The sequence below is a fragment of the Pseudomonas sp. BN515 genome, from assembly GCF_029873155.1.
Lineage (GTDB): Bacteria > Pseudomonadota > Gammaproteobacteria > Pseudomonadales > Pseudomonadaceae > Metapseudomonas.
This window is the reverse complement of the sequence record NZ_SSOH01000033.1, coordinates 1-26,133: the sequence shown is the minus strand read 5'-3', so window position 1 is coordinate 26,133 and position 26,133 is coordinate 1. Positions and strand designations below refer to the sequence as shown.

General features: G+C 65.0%; 26 protein-coding genes. 16 read left to right on the top strand and 10 right to left on the bottom strand.

Features of this window, described 5'->3' with window-relative positions; all coding sequences use genetic code 11:
• The 5 genes from pqqE to E8E91_RS09705 form a co-directional block, all read left to right on the top strand.
• On the top strand, positions 1-1,005 hold a 1,005-nt coding region (gene pqqE / locus E8E91_RS09725; protein ID WP_280375566.1), incomplete at its 5' end, for a pyrroloquinoline quinone biosynthesis protein PqqE.
• Positions 971-2,815, top strand: coding sequence for a prolyl oligopeptidase family serine peptidase (locus tag E8E91_RS09720; RefSeq protein ID WP_280375565.1), 1,845 nt, complete (start codon positions 971-973; stop codon positions 2,813-2,815). The genes pqqE and E8E91_RS09720, both read left to right, overlap by 35 nt.
• Positions 2,816-3,163: 348 nt before the next feature.
• Positions 3,164-4,327 (top strand): alcohol dehydrogenase-like regulatory protein ErcA, encoded by a 1,164-nt coding sequence (gene ercA / locus E8E91_RS09715; protein WP_190834748.1) that lies wholly within the window; start codon positions 3,164-3,166, stop codon positions 4,325-4,327.
• Positions 4,311-5,651: a hybrid sensor histidine kinase/response regulator gene (locus tag E8E91_RS09710; protein WP_280375564.1), complete on the top strand. Its 1,341-nt coding sequence runs from the start codon at positions 4,311-4,313 to the stop codon at positions 5,649-5,651. Before ercA ends, E8E91_RS09710 begins: the two co-directional genes overlap by 17 nt.
• A gap of 410 nt (positions 5,652-6,061) precedes the next feature.
• Complete coding sequence (locus E8E91_RS09705) at positions 6,062-7,810, top strand: SbmA/BacA-like family transporter (RefSeq protein WP_280375563.1); 1,749 nt, start codon at positions 6,062-6,064, stop codon at positions 7,808-7,810.
• On the opposite strand, the gene E8E91_RS09700 is transcribed toward E8E91_RS09705, so the two are convergent.
• From E8E91_RS09700 to E8E91_RS09670, 7 genes are all read right to left on the bottom strand, one after another.
• The gene (locus tag E8E91_RS09700; protein WP_280375562.1) at positions 7,796-8,923 is read right to left on the bottom strand and encodes a glycoside hydrolase family 5 protein; all 1,128 of its coding nucleotides are present in this window, start codon (positions 8,921-8,923) and stop codon (positions 7,796-7,798) included. The genes E8E91_RS09705 and E8E91_RS09700 overlap by 15 nt on opposite strands.
• Before the next feature lie 322 nt (positions 8,924-9,245).
• A complete protein-coding gene (locus tag E8E91_RS09695; protein WP_280375561.1) occupies positions 9,246-9,758 on the bottom strand; it encodes a DoxX family protein in 513 nt (170 codons plus the stop codon).
• Positions 9,755-10,531 carry a DNA-binding domain-containing protein gene (locus E8E91_RS09690; protein ID WP_280375560.1) on the bottom strand — a complete coding sequence of 259 codons (777 nt, stop codon included), beginning with the start codon at positions 10,529-10,531 and terminating at the stop codon, positions 9,755-9,757. Before E8E91_RS09690 ends, E8E91_RS09695 begins: the two co-directional genes overlap by 4 nt.
• A complete protein-coding gene (locus tag E8E91_RS09685) occupies positions 10,528-11,397 on the bottom strand; it encodes a DUF692 domain-containing protein (protein WP_280375559.1) in 870 nt (289 codons plus the stop codon). The genes E8E91_RS09690 and E8E91_RS09685 overlap by 4 nt, the downstream gene beginning before the upstream one ends.
• A gap of 24 nt (positions 11,398-11,421) precedes the next feature.
• Positions 11,422-11,733, bottom strand: coding sequence for a DUF2282 domain-containing protein (locus E8E91_RS09680; protein WP_280371155.1), 312 nt, complete (start codon positions 11,731-11,733; stop codon positions 11,422-11,424).
• 240 nt (positions 11,734-11,973) lie between these two features.
• Positions 11,974-12,609 (bottom strand): SCO family protein, encoded by a 636-nt coding sequence (locus E8E91_RS09675; RefSeq protein WP_280375558.1) that lies wholly within the window; start codon positions 12,607-12,609, stop codon positions 11,974-11,976.
• Positions 12,606-14,465 (bottom strand): multicopper oxidase domain-containing protein, encoded by a 1,860-nt coding sequence (locus E8E91_RS09670; RefSeq protein WP_280375557.1) that lies wholly within the window; start codon positions 14,463-14,465, stop codon positions 12,606-12,608. Before E8E91_RS09670 ends, E8E91_RS09675 begins: the two co-directional genes overlap by 4 nt.
• 453 nt (positions 14,466-14,918) lie before the next feature.
• On the opposite strand from E8E91_RS09670, the gene E8E91_RS09665 reads away from it, so the two are divergent.
• Positions 14,919-15,374: a hypothetical protein gene (locus E8E91_RS09665; RefSeq protein ID WP_280375555.1), complete on the top strand. Its 456-nt coding sequence runs from the start codon at positions 14,919-14,921 to the stop codon at positions 15,372-15,374.
• Between the two features lie 190 nt (positions 15,375-15,564).
• Positions 15,565-16,944: an aldehyde dehydrogenase family protein gene (locus tag E8E91_RS09660; protein ID WP_280375554.1), complete on the top strand. Its 1,380-nt coding sequence runs from the start codon at positions 15,565-15,567 to the stop codon at positions 16,942-16,944.
• A gap of 292 nt (positions 16,945-17,236) precedes the next feature.
• Here E8E91_RS09660 and E8E91_RS09655 read toward each other — a convergent pair whose 3' ends face one another.
• Positions 17,237-18,670, bottom strand: coding sequence for a PLP-dependent aminotransferase family protein (locus E8E91_RS09655; protein ID WP_280375553.1), 1,434 nt, complete (start codon positions 18,668-18,670; stop codon positions 17,237-17,239).
• A gap of 177 nt (positions 18,671-18,847) precedes the next feature.
• Entirely contained in the window at positions 18,848-19,282 is a 435-nt protein-coding gene (locus E8E91_RS09650) for a carboxymuconolactone decarboxylase family protein (protein WP_280371147.1), read from the bottom strand.
• 266 nt (positions 19,283-19,548) lie between these two features.
• Between E8E91_RS09650 and E8E91_RS09645 the strand changes: the two genes are divergently transcribed.
• Entirely contained in the window at positions 19,549-19,809 is a 261-nt protein-coding gene (locus E8E91_RS09645) for a hypothetical protein (protein ID WP_280375552.1), read from the top strand.
• 8 nt (positions 19,810-19,817) lie between these two features.
• Here the strand turns inward: E8E91_RS09645 and E8E91_RS09640 are convergent, their stop codons facing one another.
• Entirely contained in the window at positions 19,818-20,387 is a 570-nt protein-coding gene (locus tag E8E91_RS09640; RefSeq protein WP_280375551.1) for a MarR family winged helix-turn-helix transcriptional regulator, read from the bottom strand.
• A 107-nt stretch (positions 20,388-20,494) separates the two neighbouring features.
• On the opposite strand from E8E91_RS09640, the gene E8E91_RS09635 reads away from it, so the two are divergent.
• The 8 genes from E8E91_RS09635 (at position 20,495) to E8E91_RS09600 (ending at position 25,869) form a co-directional block, all read left to right on the top strand.
• Positions 20,495-20,725: a thioredoxin family protein gene (locus tag E8E91_RS09635; protein ID WP_280375550.1), complete on the top strand. Its 231-nt coding sequence runs from the start codon at positions 20,495-20,497 to the stop codon at positions 20,723-20,725.
• Between the two features lie 13 nt (positions 20,726-20,738).
• Positions 20,739-20,993, top strand: coding sequence for a DUF2024 family protein (locus E8E91_RS09630; protein ID WP_280375549.1), 255 nt, complete (start codon positions 20,739-20,741; stop codon positions 20,991-20,993).
• A 10-nt stretch (positions 20,994-21,003) separates the two neighbouring features.
• On the top strand, positions 21,004-21,288 hold the full coding sequence (locus E8E91_RS09625) for a Rho-binding antiterminator (protein ID WP_280375548.1): 285 nt from the start codon (positions 21,004-21,006) through the stop codon (positions 21,286-21,288).
• A gap of 162 nt (positions 21,289-21,450) precedes the next feature.
• Positions 21,451-22,380, top strand: a complete 930-nt coding sequence (gene pcaQ / locus E8E91_RS09620; RefSeq protein WP_280375547.1) for a pca operon transcription factor PcaQ — start codon at positions 21,451-21,453, stop codon at positions 22,378-22,380.
• A gap of 117 nt (positions 22,381-22,497) precedes the next feature.
• Entirely contained in the window at positions 22,498-23,217 is a 720-nt protein-coding gene (gene pcaH / locus E8E91_RS09615; protein ID WP_280375546.1) for a protocatechuate 3,4-dioxygenase subunit beta, read from the top strand.
• 12 nt (positions 23,218-23,229) lie between these two features.
• A complete protein-coding gene (gene pcaG / locus E8E91_RS09610) occupies positions 23,230-23,835 on the top strand; it encodes a protocatechuate 3,4-dioxygenase subunit alpha (RefSeq protein ID WP_280375545.1) in 606 nt (201 codons plus the stop codon).
• Positions 23,825-24,925, top strand: a complete 1,101-nt coding sequence (gene zapE, locus E8E91_RS09605; RefSeq protein WP_280375544.1) for a cell division protein ZapE — start codon at positions 23,825-23,827, stop codon at positions 24,923-24,925. Before pcaG ends, zapE begins: the two co-directional genes overlap by 11 nt.
• A gap of 14 nt (positions 24,926-24,939) precedes the next feature.
• Positions 24,940-25,869: an AEC family transporter gene (locus E8E91_RS09600; protein ID WP_280375543.1), complete on the top strand. Its 930-nt coding sequence runs from the start codon at positions 24,940-24,942 to the stop codon at positions 25,867-25,869.
• The last annotated feature ends 264 nt before the right edge of the window (positions 25,870-26,133 follow it).

Below are 26,133 nucleotides of genomic sequence, written 5' to 3'. Positions count from 1 at the left end.
ACCGCGCAGTGGATCGAGGTGTTCCGCCAGGCCCGCGCGCTGGGTGCCGCGCAGCTGGGCTTTTCCGGCGGCGAACCGCTGGTGCGCCAGGACCTGGAGGAGCTGATCCGCGCCGCCCGCGAGCTGGGTTACTACACTAACCTGATCAACTCCGGCATCGGCCTCACCGAGGCGCGCGTCAACGCCTTCAGGGACGCCGGGCTGGACCATATCCAGATCAGTTTCCAGGCCGCCGACGAGGCGGTGAACAACCTGCTGGCCGGCTCGCGCAAGGCCTTCGCGCAGAAGCTGGCGATGGCCCGCGCGGTGAAGGCGGCGGGCTACCCGATGGTGCTGAACTTCGTCACCCACCGGCACAACATCGACCAGATCGAACGGATCATCGAGCTGTGCCTGGAACTGGAGGCGGACTTCGTCGAACTCGCCACCTGCCAGTTCTACGGCTGGGCCGAGCTGAACCGCGCCGGGCTGCTGCCGACCCGCGAACAATTGCAGCGCGCCGAACGCATCACGAATGAGTACCGGGCCAAGCTGGCGGCGGAAAAGCACCCCTGCAAGCTGATCTTCGTCACCCCGGACTACTACGAGGAACGCCCCAAGGCCTGCATGAACGGCTGGGGCAACCTGTTCCTCGACATCACCCCGGACGGCACCGCCTTGCCCTGTCACAGCGCGCGGCAGCTACCGGTACGCTTCCCCAACGTCAAGGAGCATGACCTCAAGCACATCTGGTACGAGTCGTTCGGCTTCAACCGCTTCCGCGGCTACGACTGGATGCCCGAGCCCTGCCGCTCCTGCGACGAGAAGGAGAAGGACTTCGGCGGTTGCCGCTGCCAGGCCTTCCTGCTCACCGGCGATGCCAGCAACGCCGACCCGGTGTGCGCCAAGTCGGCCCACCACGGCCAGATACTGGCGGCGCGGGAAGAAGCAGACCATGCTGCGGGGACCCTGGAGCAGCTGACTTACCGCAATGAGCGAACCTCGAAAATCATTTGTCGCGCCTGAAATCCGTCCCTTCGGCTTCTGGGACAGCCCCTGGAGCGCGGAAAACGCCGTCGCCGCCAGCCGCGACTTCGCCGAGCTGCGCTGCGGCCCGGCGGGACTGTTCTGGACGCTGTTCGACCCCGCCGATGGCCGCACCACCCTCTGGCGCTGGCAGGCAGGGGAGGCGAGCTGCATCACGCCCGATGGCCACTCACTGCGCAGCCGGGTCTATGAATATGGCGGCGGTGCCTTCTGCCTGGTGCCGGGTGGGGTGGTGTTCGTCAATGAGGCCGACCAGCAGCTCTACCTTCAACCTTTCTCCGGAGTTCCGGCTGTCCTGACGCGGAATCCCGATGCTCGCTACGGCGATCTCTGGAGCGCGGGGCAGCGTGTGCTGGCCGTGGAGGAAGAGCAGGGCACTCACCGGCTGGTGGCGATTGCCCTGGCCGATGGCGAACGTCAGGTACTGGTCGAGGGCGCCGATTTCTATGCCGCGCCACGTCTCAGCGCGGATGGCCAGACCCTTGCCTGGATCGAGTGGAGCCGTCCCGCGCAGCCTTGGACGGAAACCCGGCTTTGCCTGCGTCGACGTGAGGGGGAAGCCTGGGGGCCAATCAAGATTCTGGCAGGAGCGAATGGCGGCGAATCCCTGCAGCAGCCGCGCTTCGACGCCGATGGACGTCTGCACTGCCTGAGCGATCGCGGTGGCTGGTGGCAACCCTGGGCACTGGAGGGCGAGCAACTACGCCCCTTGCCGGCCGCCCATGCCGATCACGCCCCGGCCCCCTGGCAACTGGGTTTGTGCAGCTACCTGCCAGAGGCGGGGCTGCGGAGTTGGTTGGCTGACGACCAGAGCGATCTGGTCGGTGCCGACTGCCAGTTGCTGGCGACCGGATACAGCCGCTTCCGCCAACTGGCTGCGGACGAGGGGCATTACTACTGCATCGCCGCCGGGCCGGAAAATGCCAGCGCCGTGCTGGCCATCGACCGCAAGGACGCCAGCGTGCAGGTGCTGGCAGGAGGCGGCACCGACCTGCCGCCTGACGAAATCGCTCGTCCCCGGCCGTTGCAGTTCGCCGTAGGAGACGGGGAGTGCGCCCACGGCTTCTTCTATCCGCCCTGCAACACGGCCCATCGCGGCCCGGAAGACCAGCGCCCGTCATTGCTGGTGTTCTGCCATGGCGGCCCAACCTCCGCCTGCCAGCCCGTGTTCGATCCGCGCATCCAGTTCTGGACCCAGCGCGGGTTCGCCGTGGCCGATCTCAATTACCGGGGCAGCAGCGGTTTTGGTCGCGCTTATCGACAACGACTGGCTGGCGGTTGGGGCGAACTGGACGTGGAAGACGCCAAAGCGCTGCTGATGCACCTCGCCGGGCTGGGGCTGGTGGACCCTGAGCGCGCCTTCATTCGTGGCTCCAGCGCCGGTGGTTTCACCACGCTCCTGGCGTTGGTCGGGGATACGCCATTTCGCGGCGGCGCCAGCTACTACGGCGTGAGCGCCCCTCTGGCGCTGCGGGAGAAGACCCACAAGTTCGAGGCCGACTACCTGGACTGGCTGATCGGTGATCCGGTGCGGGATATCGCGCGCTACCGCCAGCGTACGCCGGTATTGCGGGCGCGGGAGATCGGCGCACCGGTGATTTTCTTCCAGGGTGGGCAGGACGCGGTGGTGGTACCGGAACAGACCGCCTCCATGGTTGCCGCCTTGAAGGAAGCGGGCAGGCACGTGGAATGCCATGTCTACCCGGAGGAGCGCCACGGCTTCCGCCAGGCCACCAACCTGGCCCATGCATTAGAGGCGGAGTTGGCGTTCTATCGGGGGCTGCTGTAGGGGCGAACGCGGTGCGCACAGCGCACCCTACGGTCAGCGTCGAAGCTCGGGTAGGGTGCACCGTGCGCACCAATAGCGGCTTGTCAGGCGGCGCCGAGCTCGCAATTGGCTTTCCTGTAGGGGCGAATTCATTCGCCAAGGGCAGCGCAGCTGCCCCCTGGAAGGCATAGGGGCGAACCTGCGGTCCGCTTGGCGATTGAAATCGCCCCTACAACTGAAATCACCCCTACAGCCGGTAGGAAGGATGGAATCTGGGCTTAGGAAAGCTCCCAAGGTCTGATTGAAAAGCCCCGTGAATCCAGTAGGCTGGGTCCTACTCACCACATAACTACAAGAAAGAGCTGTTTGATGCGTCACGATATCAGCCCACTTCGCAAGTTCGTTTCTCCCGAGATCATTTTCGGCGCCGGATGCCGGCACAATGTCGGCAATTACGCCAGCACCTTCGGTGCGCGCAAGGTCCTGGTGGTGTCCGACCCCGGTGTGCTGGCCGCCGGCTGGGTGGCCGACATCGAGGCCAGCCTGCAGGCCCAGGGCATCGACTACTGCCTCTACACCCAGGTATCGCCCAACCCTCGTGTGGAGGAGGTGATGCAGGGGGCCGACTTCTATCGCAGCATGGGCTGCAACGTGATTGTCGCCGTGGGGGGCGGCAGTCCGATGGATTGCGCCAAGGGCATCGGCATCGTGGTTGCCCATGGCCGCAGCATTCTCGAGTTCGAGGGCGTGGACACCCTCACGGTGCCCAGCCCGCCGCTGATCCTGATCCCGACCACCGCCGGCACGTCGGCCGATGTGTCGCAGTTCGTGATCATCTCCAACCAGCAGGAACGGATGAAGTTCTCCATCGTCAGCAAGGCCGTGGTGCCGGATGTGTCGCTGATCGACCCGGAAACCACCCTGAGTATGGACCCGTTCCTCTCCGCCTGTACCGGCATCGACGCACTGGTCCACGCCATCGAGGCGTTCGTGTCCACCGGCCACGGGCCGCTGACCGATCCCCATGCGCTGGAGGCCATGCGCCTGATCAACGGCAACCTGGTGGGCATGATCGCCAACCCGCAGGACATTGCCCTGCGCGAGAAGATCATGCTCGGCAGCATGCAGGCGGGCCTGGCCTTCTCCAACGCCATCCTCGGTGCGGTGCATGCCATGTCCCACAGCCTGGGCGGCTTCCTCGACCTGCCGCACGGCCTGTGCAACGCGGTGCTGGTGGAGCATGTGGTGGCATTCAACTACAGCGCCGCGCCCGAGCGCTTCAAGGTGATCGCCGAAACCATGGGGATCGACTGCCGTGGCTTGACGCAGAACCAGGTCCGCCAGCGCCTGGTGGAGCACCTGGTGACCCTGAAGCACGCGGTGGGCTTCCACGAAACCCTGCGCCTGCACGGCGTTGGCACCTCGGACATTCCGTTCCTGTCGCGTCATGCCATGGACGATCCCTGCATCCTCACCAACCCGCGCGAGTCCAGCCAGCGGGATGTCGAGGTGGTGTATGCCGAGGCCCTCTGACGACCCGCGCGACGCCCTGACGGGGCTGCTTGGCCTGGGCAGTCACTCCGCGCGCAAGAGCCATTACCCCGAACTACTGGCGCGCCTGGAGGAGCTGGAAGCCGAGCGCAACCGCTACCAGACCCTCAATGACGAACTGGAGCAGCGCGTGCTGGACCGCACCCGCGAACTCCAGGCGCTGAACGAACAATTGCGCGAGGCGCGGGATGCGGCCGAGGCAGCCAACCTCAGCAAGGACAAGTACCTGGCCGCTGCCAGCCACGACCTGCTGCAACCGCTGAATGCCGCGCGGCTGCTGGTTTCCACGCTGCGTGAACGCGCATTGCCGGCCTCCGAACGGCAGCTGGTGGAACGCACGCACCAGGCGCTGGAAGGCGCCGAAGACCTGCTCACCGACCTCTTGGATATCTCCAAGCTGGACCAGAGTGCGATCAAGCCGGACCTGGATGTCTACCACCTGGACGAGGTGCTCGGGCCATTGGCCTCGGAGTTCCAGAGCGTCGCCGAGGCTGCCGGCCTGGGGTTGCGGGTGCGCATTCCGCGCCTGTGCATCAGCACCGATTTCCGCCTGCTCACGCGCATTCTGCGCAACTTCCTCAGCAATGCCTGCCGCTATACCGAGCAGGGCCGCGTTCTGCTCGGGGCAAGGCGTCGGGGCGATCGGCTGCGGCTGGAAGTGTGGGACAGCGGGCGGGGCATTCCGGCGGATCAGCTGGAAGCGATCTTCCTCGAATTCAATCAGCTGGACGTGGGCCGCGCCGCCGAGCGCAAGGGTGTCGGCCTGGGCCTGGCCATCGTCGACCGCATCGCCAGCATGCTGGAGTACCGGGTCGAGGTGCGTTCGCAGGTAGGGCGGGGATCGGTGTTCAGCATCGAGGTGCCCCTGGTGCGGGAACAACCGCAGGTGCGGGCGAATGTGGAGCCGCGCCCGCTGACTGGCGATCCGTTGCCTGGTCGGCGCCTGCTGGTGGTGGACAACGAGCCGGGCATCCTGGAAAGCATGTCGGCGCTGCTTGGGCAGTGGGGTTGCGAAGTGCTGACTGCCCCTGACCTGGCCACTGCTCAGGACGTGCTGGAGGGGCGGGCGCCGGACCTGATTCTGGTGGACTACCACCTGGATCACGAGATGGTCGGTTGCGACGTGATCCTGGCCCTGCGCCAGCGATTCGCCAGTGAAGTGCCCGCAGTGATCATCACCGCCGACCGCAGCGACCAGTGCCGTCGCAAGCTGCAGGGCCTCGGCGTGCCGCTGCTCAACAAACCGGTCAAGCCCGGCAAGCTCAGGGCGGTGATCAGCCAATTGATCGGTCAGGTCAGCGGCTGATCGCGGGCCTTTGTCGGCCTGGCGGGGTCGATGGTCCGGAAAAAAAGTGCAGCCTGAAATCGGTGTGCTTGAATCAGAATTACCTGGTGCAGTTCCGCGCTGAGCTCAAAGCGCCGCGATCACACTGACCGCCCCCAACTTCTGCTCATTCGCCTCGGCTGCACCCTGCGGCAATCCCGGCTGAACGAATAAACGTCCCGCCGGGAAGACAACGCACTCCCCGGAGTTCGCTGAGCAACCTGAGGCTTCGGCCTCTAACAGCAGGGGGTCAGATGATTCTTATAACGAAGGATTGGGCGGGGTCACAGGCTTGCCTTGATTGGGGGAAACGCTGCGGCGTTGGCCCGCAACGAGTGCCTGGTGGTCTTCCATTGCGCGCACATGCGCTCGCTGCGTGGAGTGGCGACTAGATGTCCCCGCCGGCTGAAAGATCGCGCTGGCAGCTCCTGCGTCTGGTGATGCCGTACTGGAATTCCGACGTGAAGTGGAAGGCGCGCGGCTACACCGTGGCGCTGCTTCTGCTCACCCTGGCGCAGGTCGCGCTGGTGATCTGGACCAACTACTGGAACCGCGCGCTCTTCGATGCACTGGAAGCCAGATCGCTCAATCGCCTGATGATGCAGATCGGCACCTTCGTGGTGATCCTCCTGCTGACGGTGGGCGTCACGGCGATGCACATGCGGGTCAAGCGCTGGCTGCAACTGGACTGGCGCCGTTGGCTGACGGCACGGCTCGTCGACAAGTGGATGGCGCGCGGACATCACTACCAGTTGCAGCAGACCCGGGGCGAGCACGACAACCCTGACGGCCGCATCGCCGAAGACATTCACGTCGTCACTGAAAGCGCGATTTCGCTGACCCACTCGCTGGTCTATTCGCTGCTGATCTTCAGCACCTTTGCCAACATCCTGCTGACGGTCACCGGCAGTGTGCAATTCCCCGGAACCGGCCTGATGGTGCCGGGCTACATGCTGATTCTCGCGGTGGCCTACGCCAGCGCCGGCACGGTGTTCGGCATGCTGCTCGGGCGCCCGCTGATCCGGGCCACCAACAAATTGCAATCGGCGGAAGCGGACTTCCGTTTCGGGCTGGCCCATGCGCGGGAAAGTTCGGAGTCCATCGCGCTGATGCAGGGCGAGGAAGCGGAGCGCCGGAGCTCGACGAGCCATTTCGCCGAGCTGGGGCACCGTTGGTATCGGCAGACCATGGCCTACCTCGGCATCGTGTCGTTCTCGTCGGGTTACGGCGTGCTGCTGCCGGTGTTCCCGATCCTGGTCATGGCGCCTCAGTACATTTCCGGTGCCATGACCCTGGGCGTCCTGATGCAGGCCGCACAGGCATTCCACCAGCTGACCTCGGCGCTGTCCTGGCCGATCGACAACCTCGCCGAACTGGCGCGTTGGCGAGCGTCGGCCGACCGCGTGATGAGCCTCTACAACGACCTGCAGGACCTGGACGACCAGGCCGCGCAGCCGCAGAACCGGATCTGCGTGGCGCAGTCGCAGCAGGCGGAAATCGTGCTGCGCGACCTCTGCATTGCCACCCCTGACGGGCAGGTCCTGATCGAGGGACTGAACGTCGTGATCCAGCGCGGCGAGCGGGTGCTGATCTCGGGTGATCCGGCGGTCACCATCGGTCTGTTCAAGGTGCTGGCCGGGCTGTGGCCATGGGGGCATGGGGAGGTCTGGTTGCCGGTGGGTGCGGCCATCTGCTTCCTGCCGCAACGCCCCTTCCTGCCGGTCGGCAGCCTGTGCGCGGCCTTGAGCTACCCGCAGCCTGCCGGCACCTATGCCTCCGGCGCCATGCTGCATGCACTGGAGAGTGCGGGCATTGCCTGGCTGGCCAAGCGAATGGAGGAGGTCGACAACTGGCAGAGCGTGTTACCGCTACGTACGCAGCAGCGGCTGGCCATCGCCCGGTTGTTCCTGCAGCAGCCCACCTGGGTGTTCATCGAGGAGGCGAGCAGTGCTTTCGAGACCCGGGACGAGGAAGACTTCATGGATATGCTGCACCGCGAGCTGCCGGACTCGACGCTGCTGGCCATCAGCTTCCAGTCCGGGCTGGAGCGCAACTACCAGCGTCGGCTCCTGCTCAATCACCTGCCGCAGGAGCCCCTGGTGGGTTATGGCACCCCGCTACGGGCACTAAGAAAAAGTTGAGGGCAACCAGCCACGCTGGACGCACTCGCGGAAGCACCAGGCCGGTGTGGTTTCGGTCTTGTAGCTCCAGAAGAACCAGCCCAGGTACTTCTCATAGGTCAGCAACTGCGCAGCGGCATAGCCGCGATAGGCCACGTCTTTCTGGAAGCTGTCCATGTTTTCCAGTGCGTGATTGAAGGGGCCTTCGGCCCAGAGCGAAACCACTTTCAGGTCGAGCCCCAGGCTCCACTCGCCACAGTACGCCGGAATGCCCAACTGGCCGATGATCGAGTCGGCCTCGGCTTTCCACTGGCCGCTGGCCTTGTGGATGTGGGTGTAGATGTCGCTGTCGATATCGCCGCGTTCGAAGCACTGGTAGCGATGGATATCGAACACCACGTTGGCGAATTCCGGCGGCTGCATGAACCCCAGGTATTCATCGAAGGCGCGGAAACCGTCGTGGAAGACAACGCTGACTTTCTCCGCAGGGCAGTGCCGGCGAATGCGCTGGTAGGCATCGAGGTTGTAGCCCTTGAGGTAGTCGGTCGGCACATCCCAGCGCGGCTCGTTGAGCACTTCGATGGCGTGCAGGGCGGGCTGGTCGCGGTAGCGTTCGGCCAGGCGTTCCAGCACGCTCAGCGAATGCGCGCGGTACTCGTCCTGGGTGTGCCATTCGCAGACATCCTTGATGCCGCCATTGTCGAAGCCGTTCTGGCAGCCGGGGGCGGCGTGCAGGTCGAGGACGATCCTCAATCCTAATTCGTCGGCCCAGGCAAAGGCCCGGTCGAGCACCTCGATGCCGCCCTCGACGAAGGGGTGGCGGGTTTCGCCGTATTTCGGGTGGTAGGGGTAGTCCGGTCCGAATATCCAGTGGCCCAGGGGAATGCGCACGGCATTCAGGCCGCGCTCATGCAGCCAGGCGAAGTCGTCGCGGGTGATGAAGGTGTTCCAGTGTTGCTTCAGTCTTTCCGGGGCTCGTGCGCCCATCTCGGCGCACCAGGTGGTTTCATCGGTGGCTTCAAGCCCCTCGAACAGGCTCGGGGTCATCCACTTCTCCAGGACCAGCCAACCCCCCAGATTCACGCCACGCAGTTTCTGTCCAGGGTTGGTATTGACGGGATTCCGCTGCGCCATGACTGCACTCCTTTGAACGGCAGGAACCGAACTTCTGGAATTCTTGTGAATTGCCTTTGCAAGCCTAGGTCATGAGCGGGTAGCCGCCAGGCGCGATGCTGACGACAGTGCTGGGATCGGTGCGCATGGCGCACCCTACGGTTCACCTCGCCTGTAGGGTGCGCCGCGCGCACCGCAGCAATGCAACCGGTACGTGCAGAAGCAACAAGGGTGGAAATCGCTATTTATTTCCACCGTCCTTGCTTTGCCGAGCGCCGATGGTGGACCGGTGAAGCGTGGTCCACCCGCTCAGAATCACCTCCACAGGAGCGGGCGAAGGCTGTCAGCCCTGATACCGCCTGGCGATCAGGTGATCGATGGAGATCACCCCCGGCCCCTGGCTGACCAGCAGCAACAGGCTGGCGGCCCAGACGCCGTGGGTGGGGTAGGCGTCGGGGTAGATGAGGGTCTGGATCACCAGGGTCATGCCCAGCAGCGCCAGGGCCGAGAAGCGGGTGGCGAAGCCGATCAGGATCAGCAGCGGGAAGAAGTGCTCAGAGAAAGCTGCCGCATGGGCCGCCAGTTCAGGCGAGAGGAAGGGCAGCTTGTATTCCTCGGTGAACAGCGGAATGGCCGAGGCCGACAGGTGCGGGATGCCCAGCTGGAAGGTGCCGTCCACCAGGTCGATGGCCAGGCCTTCCACCTTGGTCTGCCCGGATTTCCAGAAGATCGCGGCAATGGAAAAGCGCGCGACGAAGGCCACCAGGCTGTAGGGGATCCGCTTGCACAGCTCGACGGCCTGGGACACCAGTTTCATCGGCAAATGGCTGTAGTGGATCTGGATGGTGGCGTTCATGGCATCTGACTCCCGCTGTGGAGGGTGAACCGCGTGATTGCGCCGCCTGCCAGCAGGCGCGCGAGGGTGGAGCCTGGGTCGAAGCTGGCGTCGATGGCCAGCGCGGCGCCCACGGCGGCACCCAGTGGGCTGCCAGCCGTCAGGGCCTGGATGAAGGCCGCCGTGCCTGTGCCGATGCGGCTGACTTCCACCTCCAGGCCATTGCGCAGTACCAGCGCGCATTCGGCCTGGCCGGGATTCACCTCGGCCAGGTCCAGCAGCCCCTGATGGGCGGCCCAGAGAGATGCGATGGCGTAGTCGGAGCAGACCACCGCCACTGAGGGATGCAAGCAGAGCTGCATGCCGGGCAGGCACTCCGGGTCGGACAGGACGGCAGCCAGGCTGGCCGTGTCCACCGCCGGCAGGTCGGCTGCGTGGTAAGCGTGCACCTGCGCCAGTTCCAGCCGCGCCACGTCCGCCAGATAGGGCAAGCCGGAGGCCGGCGGGAAGGCGTGGATGAACGCCGGGAAGTCCTCGCCGTAGAGCGTCAGCAGCGGCGAACGGGGCGGCATCTCCTGCACGTGCAAGCGTGCCATGGCCGTGAAGAATTCATCGCCCACCAGTTGCCGAACCACCGGGAAGGTGTCGGCCAGGGCATTGATCAGTGAAGCCAGCACGTTGTTGCGGTACACGGCAAAGCGTTGCGCCGGGTCGGACCCATTCCAGGCCCGCAGGCCGGACGGGCAGGGCTGCTCCGGGTCAAGCAGGGCATGGGCGAAGGTGTCGGCGTTCATGCTGCCTGCTCCTGGCGCAGCCGCCGCTCGGCCTGTTGCGCTTCGCGCACCAGTACCTCCAGCGCGGGAACCTCGTTGTCCCGCTCGATCAGCGTGGGCAGCGGGCCAAGGCGGTCGATCATCTCGTCGTAGAGGTTCCAGACGGCAGCGTCCACGGGCGAACCGTGGTGGTCGATCAGCAGGCGTGCGCCGGCTGCATCGCGGTCTTCGGCAAAGCCCGCCAGATGAATCTCGCCCACCGCATGCAGGGGCAGGGCATTGAGGTAAGCGCGGACGTCGCGGTTGTGGTTGGTGCAGGTCACATAGGCGTTGTTCAGGTCCAGCAGCAGGCCGCAGCCGGTGCGCTTCACCACCTCGGCAATGAACTCGGCCTCGTCCAGGCTGGAGCTGTCGAACTCCAGGTAGGTGGCCGGGTTTTCCAGCAGCATTCGCCGCTGCAGATGCTCCTGCACCTGGTCGATGTGCCGGCAGACCCGCTCCAGGCTGGCCCGGTCATAGGCGAGCGGCAGCAGGTCGTTGAGAAAGAAGTCGCCATGGGTGGACCAGGCCAGATGCTCGGAGAACGACTCCGGCTGGTAGCGCGCGAGCAGCGTGGCGAGGCGGTCCAGGTGGGCCTTGTCCAGCGGCTGGTCGGCGCCGATGGACAGGCCGACACCGTGGATGGAGAGCGGGTAGTCCTGGCGGATCTCGCCCAGGTAGTGGTGAAAGGGCCCGCCTTCCACCATGTAGTTCTCAGCGTGGACTTCGAAGAAGCCGAGGTCCGGACGGGCATCGAGCACATCCCGGTGATGCAGGGACTTGAGCCCGATGCCGGCCCGGGCCGGCAGTTGGCCGGCAGGAGCGTGGGGCAGAGGGGAGGGGGTCATGGCGTGCGCTCCTGCCGGGGGTGGTCAGCTCTTCTTCTCTTCCTTGAATGCCTGGAGCTGGCCGTTGCCGGTGGGCGAAGTGGGGGAAGCGGTCTTCTCGCAGGTGCCTTTCGGCACGAATTTCCAGGAGTTGCCCTGGTAGTCCATCTTCTGGGTGCCCGCGCAGGAAGTGCCGGCGCCGGCAGCGCAGTCGTTCTTGCCTTTCATCGCGACGCCGAAGCATTTCTCGTTGTCGGCGGCCTGTGCGCCCACGGGGGCCACGGCCAGGCCGATGGCGGTGCTCAGGGCAAGGGCGAGACCGGTTGCGGATACGACACTGGCAGTCGGGGTTTTCATGATTGTTCTCTCCGTTTCTGGTGGGTCGAATGAAGGGCTGGTTGCCCAGAGGTGGCGATTCATACCGCTGGATGCATCGCCTTCGAGATAGGAGACAAGGCTATCCGGGTGGCGTTACAGGGGGCGAGAAAAATTTTACGGGAGCCTGGGGGAATGGCACTCCGGGAACACCGGCCCGGCAACGCTACCGTCCCTCACCCCGGCCCTCCGCGCAGGGGTGAGGGGGCTTGTCATCCTTGCCTAGCTTGACCGGCGATCATTCGGGTAGGCCGTTTCCACCACCCGCCGGTCCACGTGGTTGATGGTGGTGATGATGCGCTCGGCGTCGCACAGTGCGGGCGCCATGGTCCAGCGTCTGGTGGCGTCGTTGCCGATGCGCACCATGCCGGTGTGGGTGGCCAGGTTGGCATCCACCTCCGGCACCGGGTCGTAGAAGCCCATGCTGAAGCGCACCCGGCGGATGTCGTCAGGCGAGCCGGTGAGGAACTGCCAGCCGGGCAGTACCCTGTGCTTGGCGGCGTAGGCCTTCAGTACCTCGGGTGAGTCCATTTCCGGCTGCAGCGAGATGGAGCACATGAAGACGTCTCGGCCCATCCGCTTGCCCAGCAAGCTCTGCAACTTGCGCAGGTTGGAGGTCATGGTCGGGCAGATGCCCTCGCACATGACGTACATCATGTTGAGCGCGACGACCTTGTTGCGGATCAGGTCGTCATAGAAGCGCAGCTTGTCCCCGTCCTGGTTGTAGAGCGTCACATTGGGGAAGGGCGTGGCGCCGGATCGCCTGGTGCTTTCCTCCGCTTCCGGACCGGCCAACCAGAGGGCACCGCCCAGGGCGGCTATGCCCATACCACCGAGCAGCATGCGTCGCGTGTTCATTGAGTGCCTCCTGTGTCCGGAGTGCCGGCACTGGAAGTTCCGGCGGCGGGAGATGCGCCCGGCGATGGACCTGCCGGGTCGAGCTCGACATCCCAGCGGGCCATCATCGCGTGGTCTTCGTGGATCATGTTGTGGCAATGGATCGGGTGCTTGCCGACGAAGTCGCGGAAGCGCAGGAAGACCCGCAGGATGGTGTTCTCGCCCAGCACGTAGACGTCCTTGCGCCCTTGCTCATGGGGCGGAATTGGCACCTCGGCACCGTCCACCGTCTTGCTGATGATCCGCCCCTCTTCCAGATGGATGTGGACGGGGTGCACCCAGCCGCCGTGGTCGTTCACCAGTTCCCAGACCTCGGCCGTGCCTTGCCGGACCTTGGCGCTGGTCCGAGTGGGGTCGAAGAACTGCCCATTGACCGCCCACATGCCGTTGCGCCGTTCGAACTCCCAGCGCCGTACCGGTGCTGCGTCGACTTCTGCCGGGTCGAGTGGACGCAGTTCCCGCAAGGTGTCGGGCACCTGGCTGAGGTCCTGTTCCGGCGGCTGCCGGTCGACGACCAGCTTCAGCACAGGGGTGCCAGGGCTGGTGACCCCGTCTGGCCTGCGGGTGCTGGTCTGCTCCAGGCGATTGACCAGGAACAGCTCTGTACCGATCGGGTAGGCCGAGAAGTCCACCACTATATCGCCGCGCTCGGCCACGCCGAGATGCACGTTGGTGTGATTGCGCAGGGGTGCCGGCAGCAGGTTGCCGTCGTTGGCGATGTAGGTGAAGGTCTGCTCCGCGTTCGAGGCGTCCACCAGATGGAACTGGTAGAAGCGGCTCGGCCCGCCATTGAGCAGGCGGAAGCGATACTTGCGCGCTGCAACCCGCAGCACCGGCTCGATCTTGCCGTTGACCGTGATCTTGTCGCCGAGCACGCCATCCGGGTCCACCTGGTCCCAGAACAGGATGCCGTTCTGGTCGAAGCGCTTATCGGAAAAGGCCAGCGGGTAGTCGTAAGGGTGGCTCGGTAGGCGCAGGGCTGCCGGGTTCGGGTCGCGTTCGTTACCCGAGTCGATCTCGTCGAACAGCAGGTACATCCCCACCAGACCCTTGTAGACATTGGGCCCTGTGAAATCCATGGTGTGGCCGTGGTAGAAGAGCGTCCCCAGCGCTTCGCGTGGATCACCGCGGCCGTTCTGGAACTCGTCGTAGCCGGCGCAGATATTGCCGTAATGGTGGTCCTTGAACTGCCCCGGTGCGTCCAGGGTAGGGCCGGCCTTGTTCGGGCTGAAGAAGTCGGCGGGAAAACCGTCGCTCTCCGAGGCCGTATGGGCGTTGTGCAGGTGAATCGATATTTCCGGCGAGCCGAAGCCCTGGTGGTCCTGGGGCAGCTCATTGCGCCAACGCACGAGGACTGGACGGCCGTAGTGCCCGAAGAACACCGGGCCGGGCGTGGTGACTTCCCCCGTGGCCCTGAAGCCCCAGATGGGCTGGGGTGGATAGGCCGGGTTGAACACCCAGTCGGGTCGCTCTGCGGCGGTCAGCTCATAGGTTTCCTGGATACCCAGTTCACCCAGGCGCTGGTGTGGAGCACGGCCCGCTTCTCCAGCGGCGGTGTTCGCCGTCACGGTTGGCGCGGGGTCGAGCGTCGTCGGCGATGCTGGAGTGATCTCGGTAGGAAGTTCGATCGCCCAGGGCGTGGTAGGTGGGCTGGACTGGCCACTGTTTCCACCTTCAGCGATGGCGGGCATGGACCGGGCGATCAGTGGCGTCGCCATTGCAGCGGCGGAAAGCTTGAGAAAGGACCTCCTGGATTCGACCTGGGCCTTGCCGGAGGTCAGTTGGGTTCCGATGCGATCTGTACAGGAACTGTTCATGATTTCTCCGTACCTTCAGATGCAGCGTTTTTTCATGGAAACAGGCACGAACGAGCCTTCGTACGAAATCGCTCGAATAGAGCGGCACGTCCGCGGCTTGTTGCAGTAAAGGTGGACTCACTCCCAGGATGGGGTGGTCAAAATAATGGCGTTTCACCTCCACCATGGAGGTGGACCCGATGCCTTTGGAAATCGTTCCGTTGTTTCGACAAGCGCTGCTTTTTCCCCCTCGCGCCTGGCGTGCGCGCTGTAACCTCGCCTGGATTGCCTTCTGCGTTTCGTCGCGTCTCTTGCCCTCCTGTCAACGCCGCCGGGATGCCACCTTGACGGCTGTTGCCAGGTCACGAAACTCAGGCGTCAGGGGCAAGATAAAAACTACAGTTTCGCCAACGCTCAGCCCTTAACCAGCGGTACTGGCAACGATGACAATTGCTTCGGCTAGGGGAGGCAGTCATGTGTCATGCAGTGGAAGTCAGTGGGCTTTACACCGCCGAAGGGAGCCGGCAACTCATCAATTACCCCGATAGCGACGCGGCATTGCCCATCCATGACCCGCAGCGCGGCGTGGTGTGGATTCCCTGGGGACGCCGCAGCCAGGAACATGGCGAGCTTCCCGCAACCGGCTGGCTGCCAGTGGGCGATGCACTGCCGGACGGCTGGGATCGCTACAGCCCCGCCACGGTGCTCGCACGGGTGGCGCGCTTCATGGAGATGACCCGTGACGGGGAACCCCGTTGGTTCGACGTGGAAGACGGCCAGTCGCTGCAGTGCGTGCTGTTGCGCCACGGCCATGAACAGCGCGTGTATGTGGTCACCACCGAGGCGCCCGATGCGGAACACCGAAACTGGCCGCTGACGCGCGGGCACGTGGGAAGAGGGCGGCGCATGGAGCGACGCTGCTGCCAGTAGGGTGCGCCGCGCGCACCGGAGGCTGGGCGTCGCGCGGTGGTGATGTCATGCAATTGCCGGGGCATCACCTTTCTCTTTTTGTGAAGAATTTCTTCTCGATTATTCGTTTTACGTGAATCGGTCGCTGCCTTACTTTCGCCGCAAGACTGATCGCGAGCCCTGACCGGCTCTCACGTACAACGAGGACAGCATGAATACGCCTGCCGCCATCTCCCGCAACCCCGCCACTGGCGAAGAAGTTGCTCGTTATCCCTACCAGGATGCCGCTGCCCTTGAGGCCAGCCTGGCGTCCAGCCAGCGTGGTTTCGCGGCCTGGAGCCAGTTCAGCGTCGAGGAACGCAGTGCTGCGCTGCTGCGCATGGCCAAGGCCCTGCGCGCCAACGCCGAAGCCATGGCGCGGATGACCACCACCGAGATGGGTATGCCGATCAGCCAGTCCCGTGGCGAAGTCGAGAAATGCGCCAAGCTCTGCGAGTGGTACGCCGAGCACGGCCCGGCCATGGTTGCGGATGAGCCGACCCTGGTGGAAGACAACAAGGCCGTGGTTGCCTACCTGCCGCTGGGCCCGGTGCTGGCGGTAATGCCCTGGAACTTCCCGGTGTGGCAGGTGATGCGCGGCGCGGTGCCGATCATCTTCGGCGGCAACAGCTATGTGCTCAAGCACGCCCCCAACGTCATGGGCTGCGCCCGCCTGCTGGCCTCCGTCTGGGCCGAAGCCGGCCTGCCGGAAGGCGTGTTCGAAGTGATCAACGTCGAGCCGCCGCTGGTCTCCGTGGCCATCGCCGACCCGCGCATCGCCATGGTGGCAGTGACCGGTAGCGTTGGCGCTGGTGCTGCCATCGCTGCCCAGGCCGGTGCCGCGCTGAAGAAGTGCGTGCTGGAGCTGGGCGGTTCCGATCCCTTCATCGTTCTGGCTGACGCCGATCTGGACCAGGCCGTGAAGGCGGCGGTCACCAGCCGCTTCAACAACGCCGGCCAGGTGTGCATCGCCGCCAAGCGCATCATCCTCGAAGCCCCCATCGCCGAAGCCTTCACCGAGCGCTTCGTGGCGGCGGTCAAGGCGCTGCAGATTGGCGATCCGCAGGCTGATTCCACCTTCGTCGGCCCGATGGCCCGCTTCGACCTGCGCGACGAGCTCGATGGCCAGGTCCAGGCTACCCTGGCCGAAGGCGCGACGCTGCTGCTGGGCGGCCACAAGCTGGAAGGCGAAGGCAACTACTACGCGCCGACCATCCTGGCCGACGTGACCCCGGACATGACCGCCTTCCGCAAGGAAATCTTCGGCCCGGTGGCTTCGCTGATCGTCGCTCGCGATGCCGAGCATGCGGTGGAGCTGGCTAACGACAGCGAGTTCGGTCTGGGCGGTGCGCTCTGGACCACCGACGCGGCCAAGGCGCAGAAGCTGGCCCGCCGAATCGTCAGCGGCGCGGTGTTCATCAACGGCTTCACTGCCTCTGACCCGCGCGTGCCGATCGGTGGCGTGAAGAAGAGCGGTTACGGCCGCGAGCTGTCCCACTTCGGCCTGCGCGAGTTCCTCAATGTGCAGACCATCTGGCGCGATCGCGGCTGATCGACCGGGGTGGACGAAGAAAGGGGCTGACGTGTTCAGCCCCTTTTTCTTTGCTCGGGCCGCTGGTCGGGTAGGGTGCGCCGCGCGCACCGGCGGTTCGATCTGGTGTCGAGGTGGACCCTGGACTCGGTGCGCGCAGCGCACCCTACGGTCCAGCCACCACGTAGTGTGGATAGCGCTTTTTCTATCCACCGGCTCTGCAATGTTGGGCCTCGTTCCTCGGACCAACCTACGGCAGGACTGCGTCCTGCTTGGCGAATGAATTCGCCCCTACAGGCGGTTGTGTCGACCCTTACGCAATCTGCTCCAGGATATCCCGCACCCGGTCCAGCGCCGGGTCGAGGTCCAGGGTTTCGATGGCGCCGTAGCCGAGGAACAGGCCATTGCGCGGTGGCACCTGGTAGGAGAATCCGGCCAGCGGGTAGAGGCCGACGTCCAGCTTGCGCGCCAGCTCCACCAGCAGCGGGATGTCCAGCGGCACCCTGGCCTCGGCGGCGAGGTGGAAGCCGGCGACCGAGGGCACCAGCTCGAACCAGCGCCCCAGGTCGCCATTGAAGCGATCGAGGATGCGCTCCCGCCGGCTGGCGTAGATGGCGTGGCAGCGGCGGATGTGCTTCTGCAGGCAACCATCGTCGATGAACTTGGCCAGGGTCCACTGGGTAAGGGTGGAGCAGTGCCAGTCGCTGAGCTGTTTGGCGGCGGTGACGGCTTCGATCAGCGCCGGCGGCAGGATGCAGTAGCCCAGGCGCAGCTCCGGTTGCAGGGACTTGGAGAAGGTGCCGACATAGGCCACCGCGCCCTGGCTGTCGAGGCTCTGCAGGGTTTCGCTGGGCCGGCCCTCGTAGCGGAACTCACAGTCGTAGTCGTCTTCGATGATCACCGCGCCGATGCGCAGCGCCTTCTCCAGCAACGCCTCGCGCCGTGCCTGGCTCATGGGCATGCCGAGGGGGAACTGGTGCGAGGGGGTCACGTAGATCAGCCGCACGTGCTCCGGTATGGCATCGACGCAGATGCCTTCCGCATCCACCGGCACGCCGATCACCTCGGCACCCTGGGCAGCGAAGCTCTGCCTCGCAGGCGGGTAGCCGGGATCTTCCACCGCCACGCCGCAGCCCGGTTCCACCAGCACGCGGGCGAGCAGGTCCAGGGCCTGCTGGGCGCCGTGGCAGACCAGCACCTCTTCGACGTTGCAGTGCACCCCACGGGAAAACGCCACATGCCGGGCAATGGCGTCACGCAGCGCGGGCAGGCCGGCGGGCTGGCTGTAGAGGCCGCGGGATTTCGCGGTCTGGCGCAGGGCGTGCTGGGCGCAGCGGCGCCAGTCGTCCTGGGGAAACTGGTTGCGGGTGGTGGCGCCGCCGATGAAGTCGTAGCGCAATATCGCGTCCATGGACGGATGGCCCAGGGAGGTGGAGATGTTGTGCCATTTGGAGATGATCGCCGCACTGGCCAGGGATTCATGGCCCTGTTTGCGGCCCTGACCGGTGGCCTGGGCGTTGACGAAGGTGCCCGAGCCCACCTTGCCGGTGAGCAGGTTGTCGTAGGTGAGCAGGGCATAGGTGTCCGCCACCGTCTTGCGCGAGATGCCCAACTGCTCGGCCAGCAGGCGGCTCGGCGGCAGCCGGGTGCCAGCCTTGAGGCGGCCGGACTCGATGGCCTCGCGCAATTGGCGATACAGCTGCCCGGACAGGTCCTTGCTGCCCTGGATGACGATGTGCAGTTCCATGCATGGCTCCGGCGGGGGAATGGCAGAAAAATAGCGCAATCGTTCGACGTGAATACCTTGATTGCGCGGAGTATTTCACTGGTGCGCGCGGTCGGCTCCGTCGTTCGTGGGCAGGGTGCACCGTGGGAATGAAGAGGGCCGCTCGATGCGGCCCATTTTCAGTGAGGCAGGGGTGCTTCAGGGGATCATCGCGAAACCCACGCCGAAGCGATTCCAGGCGTTGATGGTGGCGATGGCCAGGGTCAGGTTGACGATCTCGGCCTCGCTGAAATGCTCGCGCAGGCGTTCGTACTGGTCCTGCGGGGCATGGCGCTCGGGCAGCAGGGTCAGGCTTTCCGTCCAGGCCAGGACGGCTTGTTCGCGCTCGCTGAAAAAGCGGGTGTCGTGCCAGACGCTCAGGGTCTGCAAGCGTGCTTCGGTCTCGCCGGCCTTGCGGGCGTCATTGGCGTGCATGTTGATGCAATACGCGCAGCCGTTTATCTGCGAGGCACGCAGGCGGATCAGTTCGAGCAGAGCGGTTTCCAGACCGGATTTGGCCAGGGCCTGTTCCAGACCGACCATCGCCTTGTAGGCATCGGGTGCCTGCTTGGCCCATTCGATTCGTGCGCTCATCTACGTTCTCCAGATTGGCCCGCGGGATGCGGGGGATGGACGTAAGTTAGCCGGCAGCCGTTCCCGGCCGAATAGCCAATTCGGGCGAAACTCGGCAGGCCAATGGGGCGACCCTTGGTCAGGTGCAACGGCGCGGAAAACCTCCTGTGCTATATCCGGTAGTGAGCAAGGCAAGGCATGTGCCGACCTTCAGTTGAACCTTCAACCCACGCCCGCCGGGCCGGCTGACCCTGTGGCTCCGGGCCTTCAACAAAGAGGTAGACCCCATGAGCACCCTGCAATGCGTTCACCGCAACCATGTCATTGTCGCCGACGTCTTTGAGCATCCGGGCATCCCCACACCCTGGGCCGCCGGTTGCCAAATCACTTCCCCCGAAGGCGAGACCACCCGCCGCATCGCGCTGCCGGTGAGGTACGCCTTCCTCTCCGAACTGGGCAAGGCCCAGCACGCCTCCATCGCACACGGGAAGTGGCTGGTGGACCAGTACCTGGACGAAGGCCGCGAGCTATTCCGCAAGAGCGCCTGAAGACCTGATCAGGCCGCTTCCTCGCGGGGTTGGTGTTCGCGGCAGATGAGCTCGATGGACGGGCGAGCCAGGGGTTCCTGAGTCAACCCGCAGAATGGCTCGCCATCCCGCTGCTGGTGGAAGCGGCAGGTCTTGCACAGGCCGAATCCGGGCACATCCGCCTGGCGTTGCACGGTGCGCAACAATCCGGCCAGCAGTCGCTCCAGGTCGACGGCGTCCTGCCCCATATCCGCCACCGCGTTCGCCAGGAATTCCGGTGGTGTCACCGCCGCCAGCAGTTCACGCGCGGCCGGCGTCAGCTCCAGGTGCACGCTGCGTTTGTCCTGCTGGTCCTGGCGCTTCTTGATCAGGCCCTTGGCTTCCAGGGCCTTCAGCGATTGCGACACCGTTCCCTTGGTCAGCCCCAGGTACTCGGTCACCGCCAGCGGCGTGTCCGAGTAGTGGTTGCAGCGCGCCAGGTATTCCAGGGCGCTGAGCTGCACGGGCTGAAGGTCAGCCAGCAGCGGGTGCTCGCGATGCCAGATGCGCATCAGGCTGGTGAGTCGTTCGAACAGGTCGAATAGGTCGGTCATGTTCACCTCCGTCGATAAATAGTATCGAGTAAAAACTATATTGACAAAGGGGCGCCTGCGGGTAACCTGATAAACGTATCGAATCGATACTAACTAATCAGGAGACCTGAAAAATGACCACCGCCCGTTACTACCACGCTGGCTGCCCGGTTTGCGTATCCGCTGAACAGACCCTGCTCAACCTGCTTGCCCACGACGTGAAGGTGGAAGTGGTGCACTTGGGTGAAGCGCCCACCCGTGTTGCCGAGGCCGAAGCCGCCGGTGTGCAGTCGGTTCCCGCCCTGGTGGTGGACGGCCAGGTGCTGCACATCAACTTCGGCGCCGCGATTGCCGACCTGAAGTGAGGAGGGCGTCGACATGCAGGTGAAAGTCTTCGATACCCATGTCCGTACCCGCGATGGCCGCTACCTGCACTTCGATGTGCTCACCAGCGGCGGCGACAAGCTCCAGGCGGGGCGCTTCGCCGCCGAGTGGCTGGCCAGCCGGGGTGTGCAGGACGCCGACATCGCCGCCAGCGAATGCCTGTTCTGCCACAGCGAGATCGCCAGCCCGCAGGTGGCCGAGGCCATCGGCCGGCAGGGCTATTCCATCATTCCGCTGCAAGGTTGCTGAGGAGGAAACCATGTATCAGCCCCTGGATTGCGACCTGCACGACCTGCTGGAAATCGCTTGCCTGTATCGCTACCTGGTGAAGGTGGAACTGGTGGACGGCGGCGGATTCGAGGCCAGGGCGCTGACCACCCACACCAGCGCGGAGAAGGAAGAATTCTTCGTGCTGGAGGTGGAGGATGGTCCTTGCTCCGTACGCATGGACCGGCTGCTGGCGATCACGCCGCTGGAAGCCGGCGCGCGCTTCGGCCGCGTGGAATTGGCCGGCAAGGTCTGCGCGGTGCCGCTGAATCTGTAGGAGCGAGCTCTGCTCGCGAACAGTCCGAGCGCCATCCTTCGCGAGCAAGCTCGCTCCTACACGATTCGGTCCAGGGATGGTTTTCCCAGGTTCAAATAGGAGTTGGCTGTGGGCCCCGTCCTTGAGCTAGCCTTCGCAGGCCAGCCGCCACAGGACCCGCCGTTGAACATCGATACCCGCATCAAATTCCGCCACTTGCTGTGCTTCCTCGAAGTAGCGCGCCAGGGCAGCCTGGCCCGCGCCGCGGATCAGTTGGCGGTGAGCCAGCCGGCTATCTCCAAGACCCTCAAGGAGCTGGAGGAAATCCTCGACGCCAGCCTGTTCGACCGCAGCAAGAGCGGCGCAAGCCTGACCGAGGCGGGGCTGGCCTTCATGCGCTATGCAGGCCCCTGCGTCCAGGCCCTGCGCGACGGGGTCAACAGCCTGCGCGAAGGCGAGTACGCCGCTGGCACCGTGCGGCTCGGCGTGCTCTCTACCGTGGAAGGCCTGCTGGTGCCGGAAATGGTGCGGCGGCTGCATCAGCAGCATCCCTCGCTGGTGGTCAGCGTGCTGACCGGGCCCGGTGCCTACCTGCTGTCGCAGCTGCGGGTGGGCGAGCTGGACCTGGTGGTCGGACGCGTGACCGACAACCCGGAAATTCACGGATTGACCTTCGAGCACCTGTACAGCGAATCCATGACCCTGGTGGTCCGTGCCGGCCATCCGCTGCTGGTGGAGGGCGCTGATCGCCGCTCCCTGGATGGCTTCCCCCTGGTGCTGCCGCTGGCTGGCACCACCATTCGCAAGCATGCCGACGGATTCTTTGTGCAGAGCGGCATCAGCCCGCCGCGCCAACGCCTGGAAACCCTGTCGCTCGCCCTGAGCCGGCGCTACGTGCAGAGCGGCGATGCAGTCTGGATCGCCCCACTGGACGCGGTGCGCCTGGACCTGGCCGCCGGCGAACTGGTGGAACTGGATCTGGGCTTCAAGGAACCCGGCGGTTCGGTGGGGATCTGCAGCAATGCGTCGTTGCCGCTTTCCCTGGCGGCGCAATGGGCGGTGGAGACCCTGCGCGAGGCAGCGCTGGACTATCGCGAGGGGCGTCTTACATAACCAAACGGTTATGGATGGCCGGAAGGATTTCAATTTTCCGCCGACCTCTGCTGGATGAAACTGCGCTCCATGGCCCGCTGCCTGGCGGCTCGATAAATCCAACAAGAGGAAACCGTGATGTCCGATGCGGAAAACAGCCGCTTCGTCATTCGTGACCGAAACTGGCACCCCAAGGCCCTGACCCCCGACTACAAGACGTCCATTGCCCGTTCCCCGCGCCAGGCGCTGGTGAGCATTCCGCAGTCCGTCTCCGAGACCAGCGGCCCGGACTTCTCCCACCTGAAGATGGGCGAGCACGACAACGACCTGCTGCTCAACTTCAACAACGGCGGGCTGCCCATCGGCGAGCGCATCATCGTTTCCGGCCGCGTCATGGACCAGTACGGCAAACCGGTTCCCCACACCCTGGTGGAAATGTGGCAGGCCAACGCCGGCGGCCGCTATCGCCACAAGAACGACCGCTACCTGGCACCGCTCGACCCGAACTTCGGCGGTGTCGGCCGCGCCCTGACCGACAGTGAAGGTCGCTACATCTTCCGCACCATCAAGCCGGGTCCGTATCCATGGCGCAACGGCCCGAACGACTGGCGCCCGGCGCACATCCACTTCTCCATCAGCGGGCCGTCGATCTCCACCCGCCTGATCACCCAGCTGTATTTCGAAGGTGACCCGCTCATTCCGATGTGCCCCATCGTCAAGAGCATCGCCAACCCCGACGCGGTTCAGACGCTGATCGCCAAGCTCGACATGAGCAACGCCAATCCCATGGATTGCCTGGCGTACCGCTTCGACATCGTCCTGCGCGGCCAGCGCAAGACCCACTTCGAAAACCGCTGAGGAGATACGCGCATGCCTATCGAACTGCTGCCGGAAACCCCCTCGCAGACCGCCGGCCCCTACGTGCACATCGGCCTGGCCCTGGAAGCGGCCGGCAACCCGACCCGCAGCCAGGAAATCTGGAACCAGATGGCCAAGGCCGACGCCCCCGGCCAGCACATCCTGCTGCTGGGCAATGTCTATGACGGCAATGGCCACCTGGTGCGCGACTCCTTCCTGGAGTTCTGGCAGGCCAACCACGAAGGCGTCTACGACACTGCCTTCGACCTGGAAAAGCCGTTCAACAGCTTCGGCCGCACCGCCACCACCTTCGATGCGGGCGAGTGGACGCTGCAGACCATCAAGCCGGGCGTGGTGAAGAACGCCGCCGGCGTGCCCATGGCGCCGCACATCAACGTGTCGCTGTTTGCCCGTGGCATCAACATCCACCTGCAGACGCGCCTTTATTTCGACGACGAAGCCGCCGCCAACGCCGTGGACCCGGTGCTCAACCTGATCGAGCAGCCGCAACGCCGCGAAACCCTGGTGGCGCGCCGCTGCGAGGTGGGCGGCAAGCTGGCCTATCGCTTCGACATCCGTATCCAGGGCGAAGGGGAAACGGTGTTCTTTGACTTCTAGGGAACTGGAGCCCGCATTCGATGCGCTGAGCGAGCCTGCTGGCCAGCGCATCGAACGGCACTTCGACGCACTGCTGGAGGCCCGGGGTTACCGGGCCGACGCGGCGCAACGCACAGCCATTGGCCATCTCGGGCAATGGCTGGAGTCGTTTCTGGCGGGGAAAAAAGGCTGGCTTCGGCGCCCCGCCGCAGGCCTGTATCTCTGGGGTGGAGTGGGGCGCGGCAAGAGCTTCGTGATGGATGCCTTCTTCGCCGCCGCGCCACTTGCCGCCAAGCGTCGCGTGCACTTCCATGCGTTCCTCCAGGAACTGCAGGAACGCATGCGCGACTTCGCCGGGCAACCCGACCCGCTGGCCCTGGCCGCACGGGCACTGGCCGAAGAAACGCGGCTGCTGTGCTTCGACGAATTCCACGTCCACGACATCGGTGACGCCGTGCTCCTCGGGCGCCTGCTCAAGGTGCTGGTGGAGGAGGGCGTGGGCATGGTCTGCACCTCCAACTACCACCCGGATGGGCTCTGCCCGAATCCGCTCTACCGCGAGCGCTTCAAACCAGCCATCGCCCTGATCGAGAAACGCTTCGACGTGCTCAACCTCGATGCTGGCGAGGACTACCGCCAGCGTCGCGGAGTGCTGGAGGCTTGGGGCCGTTACTGCTGGCCGCTGTCGGGCTTCTCCGCTGGCTGGATCGACCAGCAACTGGGGCTGACGCCGGCTGCCGCGCGCGACGTGGAGGTGGCGGTCAACCACCATCCCCTGCGCGTGCGGGCAATGGAAGGCAAGCATGCCTGGCTGGACTTCGACGAGCTGTGCCGACGTCCGCATTCCAGCGCCGACTTCCTCTGGCTCAGCCAGCGCTTCGGGCAGCTCGCCATCAGTGGCGTGCCTTGCCTGGGCGAGGAAGCCATCGACGTGCAACAGCGCTTCGTCAATCTGATCGACATCGCCTACGACGCTGGCATCCGTCTGTTACTGGCCAGCGAGGCCAGCCTCGACGACCTGTGCCGGGGCAAACCCCATATGGACTTCTCCCGTACCCGCAGCCGGTTGCAGCAGCTGGAACCGGTCCAGCCAGGGCAGGGGAGCAACTGACCGACGAGCCCTGAATGCTCCAGATACTTGGTATTACCGCGCCCATCTTCATCCTGATCGGCATTGGCTACCTGTCCGCCCGTGGGCGGCTGGTCAGCCCCGAGCAGGTGCTGGGGCTTGGAAAATTCGTCATCACTTTCGCCCTGCCAGCGCTGGTGATCCGCGCATTGCTGGAAAAGCCGCTGGACGAGGTGTTCGACGCCACCTACCTGCTGGCCTACGGCATCGGCTCCCAGCTGGTGTTCTGGGGCGGCTTCCTGTTCGCGCGCCTGGTGCGCAAGGACAGCCTCAGCGGCAGCGCCTTGAGTGGCATGGGTATGTCGGTATCCAACAGCGGTTTCGTGGGCTATCCCATCGTCGCCATGGTGCTGGGCTCACCCGCCGCGGTGGCCCTGGCACTGGGCATGATGGTGGAGAACCTGCTGATGATTCCGCTGGCCCTGGCCATTGCCGAACTCGGCCGACAGAACGGAGGCGGGCTGCGCGCGGCGCTGCTAGACACCTTCCTGCGCCTGCTGCGCAATCCGGTGATCATCGCCATTAGCGTCGGTCTTGCGCTGGCCCTGCTCGGCGTCCGCCTGCCCAGTGTGCCGGCCAAGGTGGTGGAGATGCTGGCGATGGCCTCGGCACCGGTTGCGCTCTTCGTCATCGGCGCCAGCCTCAATGGGCTCAGGGCCGGTGGCCTGGTCAAGGACGTGGCCCAGCTCAGCATCGGCAAGCTGGTCTTGCACCCGCTGGCGGTGCTGCTCTGCTTCCAGTTGCTGCCACCGGTGGACCCGGTGCTGCGGGTGGCCGGCGTACTCTTCGCCTGCTCGCCGATGATGAGCATCTACCCCATCCTCGGCCAGCGCTACGGCCTGGAAGGCCGCTGCGCGGCGGCGCTGGTGGTGTGCACCGTGCTGGCCTTCGTCAGCATCAGCCTGTTCATCGGATTGCTGACCTGATGTGAATCCCGCTGGTAGGGTGCGCCGCGTGTTCAGCCGGTATACATGGGTAACGCTTGTCGGGAGACATGGGTAACGGGTGGATAGTCATGGCTTGGGTTGCCTGAGATCAATCTGGCGCACGGTCTTGTGGATGAACACCACGTCGAAGACGCCGTCGGTCGCGGTCGGACGGATGGCAACCCGCTCTCCCGCCAGGCCGCCGCCGACAAACAGGCTCCGGCCGTTGAAGCGGACCTGCCCGATGCGTCCAACCTTGAGCAC

What these genes read in the sequence shown, in the direction of transcription:
- E8E91_RS09720 (WP_280375565.1), top strand. Translation starts at nt 971, where the DNA reads ATGAGCGAACCTCGAAAATCATTTGTCGCGCCTGAAATCCGTCCCTTC.
- ercA (WP_190834748.1), top strand. Translation starts at nt 3,164, where the DNA reads ATGCGTCACGATATCAGCCCACTTCGCAAGTTCGTTTCTCCCGAGATC.
- E8E91_RS09710 (WP_280375564.1), top strand. Translation starts at nt 4,311, where the DNA reads ATGCCGAGGCCCTCTGACGACCCGCGCGACGCCCTGACGGGGCTGCTT.
- E8E91_RS09705 (WP_280375563.1), top strand. Translation starts at nt 6,062, where the DNA reads ATGTCCCCGCCGGCTGAAAGATCGCGCTGGCAGCTCCTGCGTCTGGTG.
- E8E91_RS09700 (WP_280375562.1), bottom strand. Translation starts at nt 8,923, where the DNA reads ATGGCGCAGCGGAATCCCGTCAATACCAACCCTGGACAGAAACTGCGT.
- E8E91_RS09695 (WP_280375561.1), bottom strand. Translation starts at nt 9,758, where the DNA reads ATGAACGCCACCATCCAGATCCACTACAGCCATTTGCCGATGAAACTG.
- E8E91_RS09690 (WP_280375560.1), bottom strand. Translation starts at nt 10,531, where the DNA reads ATGAACGCCGACACCTTCGCCCATGCCCTGCTTGACCCGGAGCAGCCC.
- E8E91_RS09685 (WP_280375559.1), bottom strand. Translation starts at nt 11,397, where the DNA reads ATGACCCCCTCCCCTCTGCCCCACGCTCCTGCCGGCCAACTGCCGGCC.
- E8E91_RS09680 (WP_280371155.1), bottom strand. Translation starts at nt 11,733, where the DNA reads ATGAAAACCCCGACTGCCAGTGTCGTATCCGCAACCGGTCTCGCCCTT.
- E8E91_RS09675 (WP_280375558.1), bottom strand. Translation starts at nt 12,609, where the DNA reads ATGAACACGCGACGCATGCTGCTCGGTGGTATGGGCATAGCCGCCCTG.
- E8E91_RS09670 (WP_280375557.1), bottom strand. Translation starts at nt 14,465, where the DNA reads ATGAACAGTTCCTGTACAGATCGCATCGGAACCCAACTGACCTCCGGC.
- E8E91_RS09665 (WP_280375555.1), top strand. Translation starts at nt 14,919, where the DNA reads ATGTGTCATGCAGTGGAAGTCAGTGGGCTTTACACCGCCGAAGGGAGC.
- E8E91_RS09660 (WP_280375554.1), top strand. Translation starts at nt 15,565, where the DNA reads ATGAATACGCCTGCCGCCATCTCCCGCAACCCCGCCACTGGCGAAGAA.
- E8E91_RS09655 (WP_280375553.1), bottom strand. Translation starts at nt 18,670, where the DNA reads ATGGAACTGCACATCGTCATCCAGGGCAGCAAGGACCTGTCCGGGCAG.
- E8E91_RS09650 (WP_280371147.1), bottom strand. Translation starts at nt 19,282, where the DNA reads ATGAGCGCACGAATCGAATGGGCCAAGCAGGCACCCGATGCCTACAAG.
- E8E91_RS09645 (WP_280375552.1), top strand. Translation starts at nt 19,549, where the DNA reads ATGAGCACCCTGCAATGCGTTCACCGCAACCATGTCATTGTCGCCGAC.
- E8E91_RS09635 (WP_280375550.1), top strand. Translation starts at nt 20,495, where the DNA reads ATGACCACCGCCCGTTACTACCACGCTGGCTGCCCGGTTTGCGTATCC.
- E8E91_RS09630 (WP_280375549.1), top strand. Translation starts at nt 20,739, where the DNA reads ATGCAGGTGAAAGTCTTCGATACCCATGTCCGTACCCGCGATGGCCGC.
- E8E91_RS09625 (WP_280375548.1), top strand. Translation starts at nt 21,004, where the DNA reads ATGTATCAGCCCCTGGATTGCGACCTGCACGACCTGCTGGAAATCGCT.
- pcaH (WP_280375546.1), top strand. Translation starts at nt 22,498, where the DNA reads ATGTCCGATGCGGAAAACAGCCGCTTCGTCATTCGTGACCGAAACTGG.
- pcaG (WP_280375545.1), top strand. Translation starts at nt 23,230, where the DNA reads ATGCCTATCGAACTGCTGCCGGAAACCCCCTCGCAGACCGCCGGCCCC.
- E8E91_RS09600 (WP_280375543.1), top strand. Translation starts at nt 24,940, where the DNA reads ATGCTCCAGATACTTGGTATTACCGCGCCCATCTTCATCCTGATCGGC.